Annotated in this window: 17 protein-coding genes; 15 read left to right on the plus strand and 2 right to left on the minus strand. The window is 72.7% G+C overall.

Annotation, left to right across the window (positions count from 1 at the left end; genetic code table 11):
- Window positions 1–144: 144 nt before the first annotated feature.
- Window positions 145–684, minus strand: coding sequence for an inorganic diphosphatase (locus QZX64_RS15480; RefSeq protein WP_295661523.1), 540 nt, complete (start codon window positions 682–684; stop codon window positions 145–147).
- Window positions 685–815: 131 nt separating this feature from the next.
- On the opposite strand from QZX64_RS15480, the gene dacB reads away from it, so the two are divergent.
- From dacB to QZX64_RS15540, 12 genes are all read left to right on the plus strand, one after another.
- Complete coding sequence (dacB, locus tag QZX64_RS15485; RefSeq protein WP_295661525.1) at window positions 816–2,291, plus strand: D-alanyl-D-alanine carboxypeptidase/D-alanyl-D-alanine-endopeptidase; 1,476 nt, start codon at window positions 816–818, stop codon at window positions 2,289–2,291.
- Window positions 2,292–2,301: 10 nt separating this feature from the next.
- Complete coding sequence (locus QZX64_RS15490) at window positions 2,302–3,333, plus strand: zinc-dependent metalloprotease (RefSeq protein WP_366558559.1); 1,032 nt, start codon at window positions 2,302–2,304, stop codon at window positions 3,331–3,333.
- Entirely contained in the window at window positions 3,333–4,328 is a 996-nt protein-coding gene (gene tilS, locus QZX64_RS15495) for a tRNA lysidine(34) synthetase TilS (RefSeq protein ID WP_295661527.1), read from the plus strand. The genes QZX64_RS15490 and tilS overlap by 1 nt, the downstream gene beginning before the upstream one ends.
- A gap of 27 nt (window positions 4,329–4,355) precedes the next feature.
- Window positions 4,356–4,907, plus strand: coding sequence for a hypoxanthine phosphoribosyltransferase (hpt, locus tag QZX64_RS15500; RefSeq protein ID WP_295661530.1), 552 nt, complete (start codon window positions 4,356–4,358; stop codon window positions 4,905–4,907).
- Window positions 4,908–5,056: 149 nt separating this feature from the next.
- Complete coding sequence (ftsH, locus tag QZX64_RS15505) at window positions 5,057–7,087, plus strand: ATP-dependent zinc metalloprotease FtsH (RefSeq protein WP_295661555.1); 2,031 nt, start codon at window positions 5,057–5,059, stop codon at window positions 7,085–7,087.
- Window positions 7,087–7,704 (plus strand): GTP cyclohydrolase I FolE, encoded by a 618-nt coding sequence (folE, locus tag QZX64_RS15510; RefSeq protein ID WP_295661533.1) that lies wholly within the window; start codon window positions 7,087–7,089, stop codon window positions 7,702–7,704. The genes ftsH and folE overlap by 1 nt, the downstream gene beginning before the upstream one ends.
- 38 nt (window positions 7,705–7,742) lie before the next feature.
- Window positions 7,743–8,543 carry a dihydropteroate synthase gene (folP, locus tag QZX64_RS15515; protein ID WP_295661557.1) on the plus strand — a complete coding sequence of 267 codons (801 nt, stop codon included), beginning with the start codon at window positions 7,743–7,745 and terminating at the stop codon, window positions 8,541–8,543.
- A complete protein-coding gene (gene folB, locus QZX64_RS15520) occupies window positions 8,540–8,911 on the plus strand; it encodes a dihydroneopterin aldolase (protein WP_295661534.1) in 372 nt (123 codons plus the stop codon). The genes folP and folB overlap by 4 nt, the downstream gene beginning before the upstream one ends.
- The gene (folK, locus tag QZX64_RS15525; RefSeq protein WP_295661536.1) at window positions 8,908–9,477 is read left to right on the plus strand and encodes a 2-amino-4-hydroxy-6-hydroxymethyldihydropteridine diphosphokinase; all 570 of its coding nucleotides are present in this window, start codon (window positions 8,908–8,910) and stop codon (window positions 9,475–9,477) included. The genes folB and folK overlap by 4 nt, the downstream gene beginning before the upstream one ends.
- 4 nt (window positions 9,478–9,481) lie before the next feature.
- The gene (locus tag QZX64_RS15530; protein WP_295661538.1) at window positions 9,482–9,997 is read left to right on the plus strand and encodes a DUF3180 domain-containing protein; all 516 of its coding nucleotides are present in this window, start codon (window positions 9,482–9,484) and stop codon (window positions 9,995–9,997) included.
- A gap of 9 nt (window positions 9,998–10,006) precedes the next feature.
- Entirely contained in the window at window positions 10,007–10,588 is a 582-nt protein-coding gene (locus QZX64_RS15535) for a hypothetical protein (RefSeq protein ID WP_295661540.1), read from the plus strand.
- A 47-nt stretch (window positions 10,589–10,635) separates the two neighbouring features.
- Complete coding sequence (locus QZX64_RS15540) at window positions 10,636–11,709, plus strand: GNAT family N-acetyltransferase (protein WP_295661543.1); 1,074 nt, start codon at window positions 10,636–10,638, stop codon at window positions 11,707–11,709.
- A gap of 3 nt (window positions 11,710–11,712) precedes the next feature.
- On the opposite strand, the gene QZX64_RS15545 is transcribed toward QZX64_RS15540, so the two are convergent.
- A complete protein-coding gene (locus QZX64_RS15545; RefSeq protein WP_295661545.1) occupies window positions 11,713–12,690 on the minus strand; it encodes an ABC transporter ATP-binding protein in 978 nt (325 codons plus the stop codon).
- A gap of 81 nt (window positions 12,691–12,771) precedes the next feature.
- Here QZX64_RS15545 and QZX64_RS15550 point away from each other — a divergent pair, with 81 nt between their 5' ends.
- From QZX64_RS15550 to QZX64_RS15560, 3 genes are read left to right on the plus strand one after another with little or no spacing between them, the layout of a single operon-like run.
- Complete coding sequence (locus QZX64_RS15550; protein WP_295661547.1) at window positions 12,772–13,494, plus strand: ABC transporter permease; 723 nt, start codon at window positions 12,772–12,774, stop codon at window positions 13,492–13,494.
- Window positions 13,491–14,255 carry an ABC transporter permease gene (locus QZX64_RS15555; RefSeq protein WP_295661549.1) on the plus strand — a complete coding sequence of 255 codons (765 nt, stop codon included), beginning with the start codon at window positions 13,491–13,493 and terminating at the stop codon, window positions 14,253–14,255. Before QZX64_RS15550 ends, QZX64_RS15555 begins: the two co-directional genes overlap by 4 nt.
- Before the next feature lie 53 nt (window positions 14,256–14,308).
- Window positions 14,309–15,262 carry an ABC transporter substrate-binding protein gene (locus QZX64_RS15560; RefSeq protein WP_295661551.1) on the plus strand — a complete coding sequence of 318 codons (954 nt, stop codon included), beginning with the start codon at window positions 14,309–14,311 and terminating at the stop codon, window positions 15,260–15,262.
- Window positions 15,263–15,296: the final 34 nt, after the last annotated feature.

Raw genomic sequence — 15,296 nt, forward strand, 5'->3', positions numbered from 1 at the left:
ACGTCCGGGCAGGTCGGTCGGTGGGGCGTCGAGCCGGACGTTCACCTCGCCACCGGGGGGCCTCCACCCGTCAGACGGGCTCATCGACTCCCGGCAGGACAACGCCCCCGGACGTCACGGCGAGCCTCCTGGCAGCGGCGGCCCTCAGGTGTCCTTGCCGAGGCTCTCGTCGGCGAGGTTCTCGACGTCGTCGCCGTGGCCCTCGGTCTTGAAGCGCTCGAACGACGCCTGCACCTCCTTCTCGGCCTCGTCGCGGCCGACCCACTCGGCGCCCTCGACGGACTTGCCGGGCTCGAGGTCCTTGTAGACCTCGAAGAAGTGCTGGATCTCGAGGCGGTCGTACTTGGAGACGTGGTTGATGTCGCGCAGGTGCTCCAGGCGCGGGTCGTGGGAGGGGACGCAGAGCACCTTGTCGTCGCCACCGGCCTCGTCGGTCATCCTGAACATGCCGATCGCGCGGCAGGCGATGAGGCAGCCGGGGAACGTCGGCGCCTGCAGGATCACCAGGGCGTCGAGCGGGTCGCCGTCCTGGCCGAGCGTGTTCTCGATGTAGCCGTAGTCGGCCGGATAGGCCGTCGAGGTGAAGAGCATGCGGTCCAGGCGCAGCCGCCCGGACTCGTGGTCGACCTCGTACTTGTTGCGCTCACCCTTGGGGATCTCCACCAGCACGTCGAACTCGAGCACAACTTCCTCCACAGGTCTCGTCGGTGTCGGGCGGGGCGGCGCTCCGCGGGCACGTGCCCGGCGGGGCCGCGCCCGCTGCCGGGTCAGTGTCCCGCACAATGGCGCCTCAGACGTAGTCGAGAGGGGGAGCGGTGGCGCAACGTGAGCCACGTCACCCCGGTGGCCGGGCGTACGCCGGTCCCGGGGCGCGGTCGCACTGGCTGGCGACCCTCCTGGTGCTCGTCCTGGTCGGCAGCGCCGTGGCGGCGTACCGCCTCGACTGGGGGAGCCGCTACCTCGGCTGGGGCGCCGACCCCGACACCGATCCTGCCGCGGTCGCCCCGCCCGCCGGCCTGACGCTGCCCGCCCTGCCGGTGGCGGAGCCGGTCGCGGTGCCCGCCGGCCCCGGCGCCGTCGACGTCGCCGAGGTGGACGCGGCGATCCGGGGCGGGCTGGGCGACAAGGACCTCGGCAGGCACGTGGTCGCGACGGTCGGCGGCCTGTCGAACGACCGCGCCGTCGTGTCCCTCGGCACCGGACCCGTCGTCCCGGCCTCCATCACCAAGCTCCTGACCGCCACCGCGGCCCTCTCCGTGCTGGGCCCCGAGGCCACGTTCGCGACGCGGGTCGTGGCCGGGCAGCGGCCCAGGGACGTCGTCCTGGTCGGCGGCGGGGACCCGTTCCTGGCCAGCGAGCCCGCGACGGGGAGCACCTACCCCGGGCGCGCCGACGTCGTCACCCTGGCCGAGCAGGTCGCCGGGCGACTGACCACGAGGAAGGTGCGGCTGGCCTACGACGCCTCCCTCTTCACCGGGCCTGCCGACAACCCGGCCTGGGAGCCCGACTACGTGCCGGACGGCGTCGTGTCGCCCATCACGTCGCTGTGGGTCGACGAGGGCCGATCGCCGACCGGCTACGGTCGTGTCGCCGATCCCGCCCTCACCGCCGCCCGGGTGTTCGCCGACGCGCTCGCCGCCGAGGGCGTCAGGGTCGTCGGTACCCCGAGGCCCGGCGCCGCCGCCGACGGCGCGTCCGAGCTCGGCTCGGTCCGTTCCGCACCGCTCGCCGAGATCGTGCAGCGCGTCCTCGACGTCAGCGACAACGAGGCGGCCGAGGTGCTCGCCCACCACGTGGGCCTCGCCGTGTCGGGGGTCGGCTCGTTCCAGGCCGGTGCCGCGGGGGTCCTCCGGGCGCTCTCGGACCTGGGCATCGACGTCTCGGGCGACCGGGTCCTCGACGGGAGCGGGCTGTCGCGGCGCAACCGGGTGACCGCGTCGACGGTCCGGCGCGTCCTCCAGGTCGCCTCCTCGCCCGGCCACCCCGATCTGCGGCCCGTCGTCGAGGGCCTGCCCGTGGCCGGCTTCACCGGCAGCCTCACCTACCGCTTCGACCGGGGCGCCCCCGAGGGCCGGGGCCGGGTGCGCGCCAAGACCGGCACCCTGACCGGTGTGCACTCCTTGGCGGGCCTGGTCACCGACCTCGACGGCAACGTGATGAGCTTCGTGGTGGCGGCCGACCGGGTGCGGCCCGCCAAGGCCCTGGCTGCGCGCGCCGCGCTCGACGAGGTGGCCGCCGCGCTGGCCGCCTGCCACTGCTCGCCGGGCCCCCCGGTGGGGGCCACCGGCTAGCCTCGCCCGCATGAGCAACATGGTCGACTGGGACTTCGCGGTCACCCTCGGGGCGAAGGTCGCGGGCGACGGCCCCGACATCGCACCCGACGCGGCGGCCGCAGCCGTCACCGAGCTGCGCGAGGGTGCGGAGCGGTCCAGCCCGCTGGTGCGCGAGTTCACCGGCCTGGTGGCCGCCGAGCGGACCGCCCCCGTCCTCGTCGTCGACCGGCGCGGCTGGGTGCAGGCCAACGCCGACGGGTTCGCGACCATCATCGGCCCGCTGGCGGACAAGCTGGCCGGCAGGAAGGGGCCGCCGTCCGGCCTGGCGCTGGCCATCGGCTCCCGCGTCACCGGCGCCGAGGTCGGGCTGCTGCTGGGGTTCCTGGGCACCAAGGTGCTCGGCCAGTTCGACCCCTTCTTCGACCCGACCGGACGCCTGCTCCTGGTGGCACCCAACATCGTGCACGTCGAGCGCGAGCTCGACGTCGACCCCCACGACTTCCGGCTGTGGGTCTGCCTCCACGAGGAGACCCACCGGGTCCAGTTCACCGCCGTCCCGTGGATGCGTGACCACCTCTTCTCGGAGATGAGCGCGCTCCTGGACTCCTTCGAGCCCAGCGACATGCTCGGCGACGGCCTGCGCCGCGCCTCCGAGGCGATCCGCGGCGGCGTCGCGGGAGGCGGCAGCGTCGTGGAGATGATGAGCACCCCCGAGCAGCGGGCCATCATGGACCGCGTCACCGGCGTGATGTCGCTGCTGGAGGGCCACGCCGACGTGGTCATGGACGGGGTCGGCCCCTCCGTCATCCCCACGGTGGAGCAGATCCGGGCCAAGTTCACCAAGCGCCGCCAGGGCCTGGGCTCCCTCGACAGGATCCTGCGCCGCCTGCTGGGCCTCGACGCCAAGATGGCGCAGTACCGCGACGGCGCGATCTTCGTGCGGGCGGTCGTCGACAAGGTCGGCATGGAGCAGTTCAACGCGGTCTGGGCCGGGCCGGGCAACCTGCCGAGCACCGCGGAGATCAAGGACCCCGACGCCTGGGTCGCCCGCGTCCTCTGATGGGCCCGGACCCCGCGGTCGCCGCCGTACGCCGCGGCGTGCGCGCCGTCCTCGAGCCGGCCGAGCCGGGTTCGCCCGTGCTCGTCGCCTGCTCCGGCGGCGCCGACTCGCTCGCGCTGCTCGCCGCCACGGTGTTCGAGGGGCACGCCCGCGGCCTGCGCGTGCTCGGGGCGACCGTCGACCACGGCCTCCAGGCCGGCTCGGCCGAGCTGGCGCAGCGGGTCGTCGGGCAGATGGCCACCCTGGGGGCCGACGAGACCGTCGCCTCGCGGGTCGTCGTGGACGGCGGCGGGCTGGGTGTCGAGGCCGCGGCCCGGGAGGCGCGCTACGCCGTGCTCGAGCAGATGGCCCAGCACTTCGGCGCACCGCTGGTGCTGCTCGGGCACACCCGCGACGACCAGGCGGAGACGGTGCTGATGGGCCTGGCCCGGGGGTCGGGCGGCCGCTCGATCGCCGGCATGCGCCGCGGGTTCGACCGCTTCCGCCGCCCGCTGCTCGACGTCACCCGCGCCCAGACCGAGGCGGCGTGCGCGGCCGAGGGCATCGAGCCGTGGCAGGACCCCTTCAACGACGACCCCCGCTTCACGCGCTCGCGCGTGCGAGGGGTCGTCCTGCCCCTGCTGGAGCAGGAGCTCGGCCCCGGCGTCGCCGCCGCGCTGGCGCGCACCGCCGACGCCCTGCGCGAGGACATGGAGCACCTGGACCGCCTGACCGACGACCTCCTGGCCAGCGCGCTCACGCGCCGCGACGACGGGCTCCACCTCTCCCTGGTCGCCCTGGAGTGCGCGGACGTCGCGCTGCGCCGGCGCGCGCTGCGTCGCGGCGCCGTGCTCGCCGGCGCGATCGACGCCGAGCTCGGCCGCGCGCACGTGCTGGCGCTCGACGAGCTGGTCACCGGCTGGCGTGGGCAGCGGTGGATCGACCTGCCCGGCCCGGTGCGCGGCGTACGCCGGAATGCGGCGGTGGTCATCGAGCCGGTGCCCGGAGACGGGTGACCCCGCCGGTCACATAGGCTGCCGCGCATGGACGCCTCCCATGCCGAGAACGAACTGGTCAACGTCCTCTTCACCGAGGACCAGATCCAGCAGCGCCTCGGCGAGATGGCCGGCGAGATCGCCGCCGACTACGAGGGCCAGGACATCCTCATGGTGGGCATCCTGCGCGGTGCGGTGATGGTGATGGCCGACCTGGCGCGGGCGCTGCCCCGGCACGTCGAGATGGACTGGATCGCCATCTCCTCCTACGGCTCCGGCACCAAGTCCAGCGGCGTCGTGCGCCTGCTCAAGGACCTCGACACCGACATCACCGACCGCCACGTCCTGATCGTCGACGAGATCATCGACACCGGCCTGACGCTCTCGTGGCTGGTCAACAGCCTCGTCAGCCGCAACCCCGCCAGCGTCGAGATCGCCACCCTCCTCCGCAAGCCCGAGGCGCTCACCATGCCGGTCGAGCCCAGGTACGTCGGCTGGGACATCCCCAACGAGTTCGTCGTCGGCTACGGCCTCGACTACCGCGAGAAGTACCGCAACCTGCGCGACATCGGGACCCTCGCACCGCACGTCTACTCCTGACCGGTCCACGCCTCGACGGTGCTCCCATGCTCACCACCGGCCTGAGACAATGAGTTTGGGTGCTGACCGGTACGGTCATCACCTCGTGCCGACTCGTAGATCGTCGAAAGAAGCCTGTGAAGCGCATATTCAAGGGTCCCTGGCTGTGGATGGTGCTGGCCGCCGTCGGCGTCCTGCTGGCCATCCAGTTCCTCGCCCCCAACGGCGGGTACGACGAGATCAGCTCCTCCCGCATGAACGACTACATCGCCGCCGGCGAGGTCGAGGAGCTGACCTTCATCGACGGTGACCAGGAGATCCAGGCGACGCTCGACAGCGGCGTCCGCGACGGCTCCGACCAGGTCTCGGCGTTCTGGCTCAGCGAGACCCAGGACGAGATCGAGAGGGAGGTGCGCGACCAGGTCGCCGCCGGCGACATCGAGTCCTTCACCGTCGAGGTGCCCAAGCCCAGCCTGCTCGGCTCCATCCTGGCCACCTTGCTGCCCTTCGCGCTGATCATCCTGCTGTTCGTCTTCTTGATGAACCAGGTGCAGGGCGGCGGCGGCCGCGGCGTGATGCAGTTCGCCAAGTCCAAGGCCAAGCTGATCTCCAAGGACATGCCGAAGACGACGTTCACCGACGTCGCCGGCGCCGAGGAGGCCATCGAGGAGCTCGGCGAGATCAAGGAGTTCCTCCAGGAGCCCGCCAAGTTCCAGGCCGTCGGCGCCAAGATCCCCAAGGGCGTGCTGCTCTACGGTCCCCCCGGCACCGGCAAGACGCTGCTGGCCCGGGCCGTCGCCGGCGAGGCCGGTGTGCCGTTCTACTCCATCTCCGGCTCCGACTTCGTCGAGATGTTCGTCGGCGTGGGTGCCTCCCGGGTGCGCGACCTGTTCGAGCAGGCCAAGGAGAACGCCCCGGCCATCGTGTTCATCGACGAGATCGACGCCGTCGGCCGGCACCGCGGCGCCGGCATGGGCGGTGGCCACGACGAGCGCGAGCAGACCCTCAACCAGCTCCTGGTCGAGATGGACGGCTTCGACGTCCGCGGCGGTGTCATCCTCATCGCCGCCACCAACCGGCCCGACGTCCTCGACCCGGCGCTGCTGCGACCGGGCCGCTTCGACCGCCAGATCCAGGTCGACGCCCCCGACCTCAACGGCCGCCACATGATCCTCCAGGTGCACTCGCGCGGCAAGCCGATGGCCGCCGACATCGACCTGCGGAGCGTGGCGCGTCGTACTCCCGGCTTCACCGGCGCCGACCTGGCCAACGTGCTCAACGAGGCGGCACTGCTGACCGCTCGCAGCAACCAGAAGCTCATCACCGACGAGTCCCTCGACGAGGCCATCGACCGGGTGATCGCGGGCCCCCAGCGGCGTACCCGCCTGATGAGCGAGAAGGAGAAGCTCGTCACCGCCTACCACGAGGGCGGCCACGCCCTGGTCGCCGCGGCGCTGCCCGGCAGCGACCCCGTGCACAAGGTGACGATCCTCCCGCGCGGCCGCGCGCTGGGCTACACGATGGTGCTGCCCGACGAGGACAAGTACAGCCAGACCCGGTCCGAGCTGCTCGACAAGCTGGCCTACATGCTCGGTGGCCGGGCCGCCGAGGAGATGGTGTTCCACGACCCCACCACGGGCGCCGGCAACGACATCGACAAGGCCACCAACCTCGCCCGCGCCATGGTCACCCAGTACGGCATGACCGAGCGGCTCGGCGCGATCAAGCTCGGCGAGACCCAGGGCGAGCCGTTCCTGGGCCGCGACATGGGCCACCAGCGCAACTACTCCGAGGACGTCGCCGCCAAGGTGGACGAGGAGACCAAGAAGCTGCTGGCCACCGCCCACCAGGAGGCCTTCGACATCCTGGAGACCAACCGCGACGTCCTCGACTCGCTGGTGCTCGAGCTGCTCGACAAGGAGACCCTCGACAAGGCGGAGATCGCCCGCGTCTTCGAGCCGCTGCGGCGCCGCGAGACCCGTCCCGCCTGGACCGGGTCGCCGCACCGCAACCCCTCCGCGATCCCGCCCATCGAGATCCCGCAGGCGATCCGCGACCGGGTCCGCAGCAACGGCACCCACGTCGAGGAGTCCGAGGGCGGCGTCATCCTCACCCCGCCGGGAGCGGGCGGAGACGTGCACGGCGAGATGCCCGGCACCCTGGGCGACGGCACCACGCCGCCGGGCCCGGGCGCCGTCTGATGACCGACCCGGTCACCTACCCGGAGCGGGACCCCGCCGACGTCCCCGACTTCGACCAGCCCCGGGCCGAGGCGGCCGTGCGCGAGCTGCTCGCCGCCATGGGCGAGGACCCCGAGCGCGAGGGCCTGCGCGAGACCCCGGCCCGCGTCGCCCGGGCCTACGCCGAGCTGACCTCCGGGATCCGGATGACCCCGGACGACGTGCTCACCACCACCTTCGACCTCGGCCACGACGAGATGGTGCTGGTCAAGGACATCGAGCTGTGGTCGATGTGCGAGCACCACCTGGTGCCGTTCACCGGGGTCGCCCACGTCGGCTACATCCCGGCCGAGTCCGGCAAGATCACCGGTCTCTCGAAGCTCGCGCGCCTGGTCGACGTCTACGCCAAGCGCCCGCAGGTGCAGGAGCGGCTGACGACCCAGGTCGCCGACGCGCTGATGGAGATCCTCGAGGCCCGCGGGGTCATCGTCGTCATCGAGGCCGAGCACCTGTGCATGACGATGCGCGGGGTCAAGAAGGCCGGCGCCCGCACCATCACCTCCGCCGTGCGCGGCATGATGCACAACGCCGCGACCAGGTCGGAGGCGATGATGCTCATCCGGTCCGGGGTGAGGTGAGCGACCCCCTCGGCCGGGAGCTTGACCGGCCCCGGGTGATGGGCGTGGTCAACGTGACGCCCGACTCGTTCTCCGACGGCGGACGCTTCCACGAGACCGACGCGGCCATCGCCCACGGGCTCCTCCTGCACGCCGACGGCGCCGACGTCCTCGACATCGGCGGCGAGTCGACCCGTCCCGGCGCCACGCGCCCCCTCGTCGAGGAGGAGCTGGCACGGGTCGTCCCCGTGATCGGCGCCCTCGCCGGCGCCGGTGCCGTCGTCAGCGTCGACACGATGAGGGCCGACGTCGCGGCCGCGGCCCTGGACGCCGGGGCCACCATGGTCAACGACGTCTCCGGCGGGCTGGCCGACCCCGACATGCTGCGCCTGGTCGCCGAGCGCGACGCGCCGTACGTCGCGATGCACTGGCGCGCCCACGCCACGCACATGCAGCAGTTCGCGACCTACGACGACGGCGTGGTCGCCGGGGTGCGCGCCGAGCTGGCGGGGCGCGTCGAGTCGATGACCGCCGCCGGCCTCCGCGCCGAGCGGGTCGTGCTCGACCCCGGGCTGGGCTTCGCCAAGCACGGCGAGCAGAACTGGCAGCTCCTCCGCGGCCTGGACGCCCTCGAGGGGCTCGGCCTGCCGCTGCTGGTGGGCGCCAGCCGCAAGTCGTTCCTCGGCACGCTCCTCGCGGGCTCCGACGGCACTCCCCGCCCTGTCGACGACCGCGAGGACGCGGGCACCGCGCTGTGCGTGCTGCTGGCGCAGCGGGGGGTGTGGGGGCTGCGCGTGCACGACGTACGCGCCACCCGAGACGCCCTGGCCGTGTGGCAGGCGATGGAAGGACGACCGTGACCGACGAGCTCACCATCTCCGGCATCGAGTGCCGTGGCCACCACGGCGTCTTCGACTTCGAGCGCCGCGAGGGCCAGAGGTTCGTGATCGACCTGACACTGGGGGTCGACACCACGCCTGCGGCGCGCTCCGACGAGTTGCACGACACCGTCGACTACGGAAGTCTCGTGGACGCGGTCAAGGCCGCCGTCGAGAACGATCCGGTCGACCTGATCGAGACCTTGGCCCAGCGCCTCGCGGACGTCTGCCTCATGGATGCCCGTGTTGAATGGACCCGGGTCACGGTCCACAAGCCGGAGGCACCGATTGACGCCACCTTCCGGGACGTGGCGCTGACGATCTTCAGGAACGCGAGGTCCGCACAGTGACTGAGACCCCCAACCCGTACATCGCGGAGGCCGAGGCCCTGACCGGTGAGATGCACCCGATCCGTCGGGTCGTGGTCGCCCTCGGCTCCAACCTCGGCGAACGGATGGCAGCCCTGCAGGGAGCCATCGACGCCCTCGCCGACACCCCCGACGTCTGGATCACCGGCGTCTCCTCGATCTACGAGACCGAGCCCGTCGACTCACCCGACGGCGCCGAGCCCTACCTCAACGCCGTCCTGCTCCTGGACACCACGCTGCCCGCCGCGCGGCTCATGGAGCGCGCCCTCGCCGTCGAGGACGCCTTCGACCGCGAGCGCAGCGAGGTCCGCAACGCCCCGCGCACCCTCGACGTCGACCTGATCGTGGTGGGCGACCGCCGCGCCGACGACGACTTCCTCCGGCTCCCGCACCCCCGCGCCCACGAGCGCGCCTTCGTGCTGCAGCCGTGGTACGACCTCGAGCCGGACGCCGAGATCCCCGATGCCGGTCCGGTCGAGGAGCTCCTCGCCAAGGCCGACCGCTCGGGCATCACCAAGCGCGACGACCTGTCCCTCGAGGTCCAGTGACCCGATGACGGGTGCGCCGCCACCGGAGGTCCCGCCGGAGGGCCCCGACCGCGAGGACCAGCGCGAGGACCGGCTCGTGCCGACGCGGTGGACCACGCTCGTCGCCTGGGCGGCGGCCGGCGTCGTGCTCGGCCGGGTCTGGCACCCCGTCGCGGAACGGCTCACGGGAACGGCACCGACGGTGTCGCTGCTCCAGGGGCTGGTGCTGTACTTCGTCGCAGCGATCCTCGGTGGCACCGCGTGGATCACCTGGCGTGCCGTGCACGTGCGGCGCGAGCGCCTCGACCCGCACCGCGCCGTCAACCGCCTGGTGCTGGCCCGTGCCTGCGCGCTGGTCGGGGCGCTGGTGGCCGGCGGGTACGCCGGGTACGCCATCAGCTGGCTCGGCAGCAACGCCGAGCTGGCCAACCAGCGCGTGTGGCGCTCGGCCCTCGCCGCGCTCGGGGGCGTGGCGACCGCCACCGCCGCGGTGCTGCTGGAGCGTGCGTGTCGCGTCCGTTCCGACGGTGACGCGCTCTAGCCTGCGGGTATGGCTTCCCCCCTTGCCCGGCGCCGTCAGCGCAGCACCCGCCTGACCGTGGCCGTCGTCCTGCTCGTCGTCGCTGCCGCCCTCGTGGCAGCGGCCTTCATCGGCTCGGTGGCGTGGTTCCAGCTCCTCGCCGCCGTCGCCGCGGTCGTGCTGGGGGCCGCCGCCACCCGCATCACCCACTCCGAGCTGATGCAGACGCGCCGCGACGCGGCGCGCGACCGCGCCGAGCAGGCGCAGGCCTACCGCGAGATCACCGCGCAGCGCACCGCCGAGAACGCCGCCTACGTGGCGGACGCGGAGGCGCGCATCGCCGAGCGCCAGGCAGCCATCGCCCGGCTCGAGTCCGCGCTGGGCACGGCGCAGCAGCAGGCCGCCGACTCCGCCCGCAAGTTCAACGCCGAGGCGCGCCGTGCCGACCTCGCCGACGACCGGAGCGCCGAGCTGACGACGTCGCTCGAGGCCGCCGAGGCCCGGGCCGCGGAGGCGATCGTCGTGGTCGCCGAGCTCGAGGTGGAGATCGACGTGCTGCGCGCCGAGCTCGCCGCCTGGCAGGCCGCGGACGGGGTCCGCACGCCCGCCTGAGCCCACCGCGGTTCACCCCCGGGGCCACCGAGCGGCATGATCGACCCGTGATCCCCGACGCCAACCGGTTCCGCAGCGACCTGGACGGGCTGGGGCTCGTCCGTGCGTTGCCGGGCGGGTGGACGATCGGTGGCGTCGACGAGTCCGACCTCCCCCGGCTCACCGCGCTGCTGCGCGGTCACGAGAGCGCGGGCCGGGGCTGGGCCTCCGCCGGCCCGGACACCCTCCGCATCGAGATCGCGGCCCCGGGCTCGGGCACCCGCCAGAACGTCGCCGTGCGCGACGACGACGGCCTGGTCGTCGCCTGGGGGAGCGTCCACGACCGGGCCGAGGGCCGGATGCTGTTCGTGCACGTGGTCGGCCGCACCCTCCCGGGCGCTGAGGCGGACCTGTGCTCGGCGGCGCTGTTCGCCTGGGCCGAGGCCCAGGCCCGGCACGTGGGGGCGGCGCGGGGCCTCGCCGTCCAGCAGATCGACACCGGTGCCTTCGAGGACGACGAGCGACAGCAGGCGTGGCTGGCCGGAGCGGGCTTCCGCAAGGTCCGCACGTGGTGGCAGATGAGCCGTCCGGTGCGCTCGGAGGAGGCCACCCTGGTGCCCGACACGACGTCGTGGGAGGGCGAGGGCATGCGCATCCGGCACGTGGGCCGCAGCGCGGACGGGATGCCCGACGAGGCCGACCTGCGTGCGGTGCACGACGTGCTCGAGGGCGCCTTCACCGACCACTTCAACTCCAGCGAGGAGACGTTCGAGGAGTTCTGCGCCCGGCTGCGCGAGGACCCCGGCCACCGCTGGGACCACTGGTGGCTGGCCGAGCTCACCGACGGCCCCGAGCCGGAGCCCTGCGCGGCCCTGGTGGGCACCGAGCTCGCCGCTGCGGCCCACGGCGTCCCCGGATCGTACGTCGACTACATCGGCGTCCTGGCCTCCGCGCGTGGTCGCGGGGTGGCCAAGGGGCTGCTCCACACGATCATCGCCGACGCCGCCTCCCGTGGTCGCGACCGCATCGGCCTGGAGGTCGACGCCGACTCGCCGACCGGCGCGGAGGGCATCTACGTCGCGATGGGGTGGCGCACGTCGTACGTCACGCAGTCCTGGCACCGCGACGTGCCGGTGGCCTGAGGACTACTCGGCGAACGACGGCTCGGCCAGCGAGGCGCGCAGGGCGCGGTGGACGCCGTTGGGCGTGAGCACCCCCACGAACGTCGCACCGCGGCGGACGCCGACCATCGGCTTGTCGTCGCGCAGCAGCGCCGCGAGTGCCTCCTCCAGCGTCGAGTCGAGGTCGATGGCCGCCCCGAGCTGCCCGGCGTTGACGCCGTCCATCGGCTCGAGGTGCTCCACGTCGAGCGGGGTGACCGCCAGCCGCCGCAGGCCCTTGGTCGAGCCCACGAAGTCCGCGACGAAGTCGTTGGCGGGCCGCGCCAGCAGCTCCACGGGGGTCGCGAACTGGGCGAGCTTGCCGCCTCTCTCGAAGATGGCGACGCGGTCGCCCATGCGCACCGCCTCGTCGATGTCGTGGGTCACCAGCACCACCGTCTTGTCGAGGTCGCGCTGCAGCCGCAGGAACTCGTCCTGCAGGCGGGTGCGTACCACCGGGTCCACGGCCCCGAACGGCTCGTCCATGAGCAGCACCGGTGGGTTGGCCGCGAGGGCTCGGGCGACGCCGACGCGCTGCCGCTGTCCACCGGAGAGCTGATGGGGGTAGCGGTCGGCGTACTCGGCCGGGTCGAGCCCGACCGTCTCCATGAGCTCCATCGCGCGGGTGCGCGCGATGTCCTTGCTCTCGCCGTACAGCCGCGGCACCGTCATCACGTTGGTGATGATGGTCTGGTGCGGGAAGAGCCCGACCTGCTGGATGACGTAGCCGATGCCGCGGCGCAGCCGCACCGGGTCGGACTGGGTGACGTCGACGCCGTCGAGCATGATGCGACCGGTCGTCGGCTCGATCAGCCGGTTGATCATCTTCAGCGTGGTGGACTTGCCGCACCCCGACGGCCCGACCAGGCAGACCATCTCGCCGTGGTGCACGTCGAGGTCGAGCTCGTGCACGGCGACCGTGCCGTCGTCGTAGGTCTTCCCCACGCCCTCGAGCCTGATCATCGGCGACGGAGTCGACGGCCCGGCAGACGGTCCGGTCGACGGCCCGGCTGATGGCCCGGCTGATGGCGTAGCGTCCATGCCGTGACCCTACTCGTGGAGGCCGGCACACCGGTGGCATCGAGCGCTGACGGCCCGTCGTGCTACAGCCGGGTGACCAACGAGTGGATCTGCGGCCAGTACCTCAGCGACCGCAGCCAGGAGATCGTCGACGCCACGGTGCAGCACGTGGGGATCACGGTCGTGTCGGTGCTGCTGGGTCTGGTGATCGCGTTCCCGCTCGCGCTGCTCGCCCGGCGGCTGCCGCGCCTGGAGTCGCTGGTCCTCGGGGTGACCACGGGGATCTACACCATCCCCTCCCTCGCGCTCTTCCCGCTGCTGGTGCCCTTCACCGGCCTCACGCCGACGACCGTCGTCATCGGCCTGGCCCTCTACGCCCTCACCATCTTGGTGCGCAGCCAGCTGGAGGGGCTCCGCGCCGTGCCGGAGGAGGTGCGGGAGTCGGCCGTCGGGCTCGGCTACAGCCGCCGCAAGCTGCTGGTGCGCATCGAGCTGCCCCTGGCCCTGCCGGTGATGATGGCCGGCCTGCGGGTGGCCACGGTGTCGACGGTCGCGCTGACGACGGTGGGCTCGCTGGTGGCGTACGGCGGGCTCGGCAACCTCATCAGGGACGGCGTCAGCACCAACTTCCGCGCGGAGCTGCTCACCGCGTCCGTCATCTGCGTGCTGCTCGCCGTCGCGCTCGACGTCGTGCTCGTGCTGACCCAGCGCGTGCTGACGCCGTGGACGAGGGGGGTCCGGACGTGAACGTGCTCGCCGAGGCCTGGCGCTACCTCTCCGCGGCCGACAACTGGACCGGGGCCGGTGGCATGGCCGACCTGCTCGTCCAGCAGCTGCTGCTGACCGTCACCGCGCTGCTGATGTCGCTCGTCCTGGGTCTGCCGGTCGCCCTGTGGCTGGGCCACCTCGGTCGCGGCGGCTTCCTGGCCATCAACGTCTCCAACGTCGGCCGCGCCGTGCCGACCTTCGCGCTGCTCGCGCTGCTGGTGGTCGCGGAGTGGCCGGGCACCCAGTCCTTCGGCCCCTACGGCCGGGCCGGGCTGGCGACCCTGGTCGCGCTCACGCTCTTCGCGCTGCCACCGATCATCACCAACGCCTACGTCGCCGTCCGGGAGGTGCCGGAGGAGGTGCGTGAGTCGGCTCGCGGGATGGGGATGACCGGCCGGCAGCAGTTCCTCCGCGTCGAGCTGCCGCTGGCGATGCCGCTCATCATGTCCGGCGTGCGGCTCGCGCTGGTGCAGGTGTGGGCGACGGCCACCATCGCGGCCCTGGTGGCCGGTCCCGGCCTCGGGCGCGTCATCACCGACGGCTTCTTCCGCTCCGACTACGGCAAGGGCATCGCCGGTGCCCTGGTGGTCGCGGCGGTGGCCCTGGTGCTGGAGCTGCTCGCGGCGTTCCTGCAGCGGTTCGCCGACCCGACCCGGCGAGTCGCGCCGTCACCGAATCGTAAGGCGGGAATGTCGTCGGCTACCTCTACGGTTGGCCCTGAGGTCGACGCCGTCGGCTGACTGCAGCATCCGGACACGCGTGGCGCCACGCCGCGGGACACAGAAGGACCACCATGCTCGTACGACGCACCCTCGCCGCGGTCATCTCCGCCGGCGCGCTCTCCCTCGCCGCCGGCTGTGCCGGTGACGACCTCGCCTCCGACGACGCGTCGGAGCCCGCCGAGTCCTCGGCCGCCGCCGACAAGGGCTCGATCACCCTCGCCGGCCAGAACTTCCCCGAGGCGACCCTGGTCGCGTCCATGTACGAGCAGCTGCTCGAGGACGGCGGCTACACCGTCGAGGCGAAGCTCGTCGACTCGCGCGACGCCTACATGCCCACGTTCCCGGGCGACGTCGACGTCGTCCCCGAGTACGTCGGCGGCATCGTGAACTTCCTCAACACCCAGGAGAACGGCGCCGACGCCCAGCCGTTCGAGACCGGTGACGGCCAGCAGCTGGCCGACGACGGCGCCGAGCTGCTCGAGGCTGCCGGCATCAGCCTGCTCGAGGTGTCCCCGGCCACCGACACCAACGCCTTCTTCGTCACCCAGGAGTTCAGCGAGGCCGAGGGCGTCACCACGCTCTCCGACCTCGAGGGCATGTCCGTCACCCTGGCCGCCGCCCCCGACTGCGAGGGTCGCCTCGACTGCGAGGGCGGCCTGAGCGAGGAGTACGGCATCGACGTCACCGAGGTGCTGCCCCTGGGCTACGCCAGCGACCAGACCTACCAGTCGGTGCTCGACGGCGAGTCCGAGCTCGGCGAGACCAGCACCACCGACGGCACGCTGGAGTCCCAGGGTCTCGTCGTGCTCGAGGACGACAAGCAGATCCAGCCCGCCCAGAACCTCGTGCCGGCCGTCGCCAGCGACTTCCTCGAGGAGAACCCCGACGTCGCCGAGATCCTCAACCCGCTGATGGCGGCGCTCACCACCGCGAACCTCACCGAGCTCAACGGCCGGGTGGCCGTCGACCGGGAGAAGCCCGAGGTCGTCGCCTCCGACTTCCTCACCGAGCAGGGTCTCCTCTGACCTGACCCCGACGACGAGGGCCCGGACGCAGCTT

Origin of the sequence: uncultured Nocardioides sp. (genome assembly GCF_902805925.1) — a bacterium.
GTDB lineage: Bacteria > Actinomycetota > Actinomycetes > Propionibacteriales > Nocardioidaceae > Nocardioides.

Coding starts and splice junctions, on each gene's coding strand:
- QZX64_RS15530 (WP_295661538.1), top strand. CDS start 9,482: ATGACGGGTGCGCCGCCACCGGAGGTCCCGCCGGAGGGCCCCGACCGC.
- folP (WP_295661557.1), top strand. CDS start 7,743: ATGGGCGTGGTCAACGTGACGCCCGACTCGTTCTCCGACGGCGGACGC.
- QZX64_RS15545 (WP_295661545.1), bottom strand. CDS start 12,690: ATGATCAGGCTCGAGGGCGTGGGGAAGACCTACGACGACGGCACGGTC.
- QZX64_RS15535 (WP_295661540.1), top strand. CDS start 10,007: ATGGCTTCCCCCCTTGCCCGGCGCCGTCAGCGCAGCACCCGCCTGACC.
- tilS (WP_295661527.1), top strand. CDS start 3,333: ATGGGCCCGGACCCCGCGGTCGCCGCCGTACGCCGCGGCGTGCGCGCC.
- folE (WP_295661533.1), top strand. CDS start 7,087: ATGACCGACCCGGTCACCTACCCGGAGCGGGACCCCGCCGACGTCCCC.
- QZX64_RS15490 (WP_366558559.1), top strand. CDS start 2,302: ATGAGCAACATGGTCGACTGGGACTTCGCGGTCACCCTCGGGGCGAAG.
- QZX64_RS15560 (WP_295661551.1), top strand. CDS start 14,309: ATGCTCGTACGACGCACCCTCGCCGCGGTCATCTCCGCCGGCGCGCTC.
- hpt (WP_295661530.1), top strand. CDS start 4,356: ATGGACGCCTCCCATGCCGAGAACGAACTGGTCAACGTCCTCTTCACC.
- ftsH (WP_295661555.1), top strand. CDS start 5,057: ATGGTGCTGGCCGCCGTCGGCGTCCTGCTGGCCATCCAGTTCCTCGCC.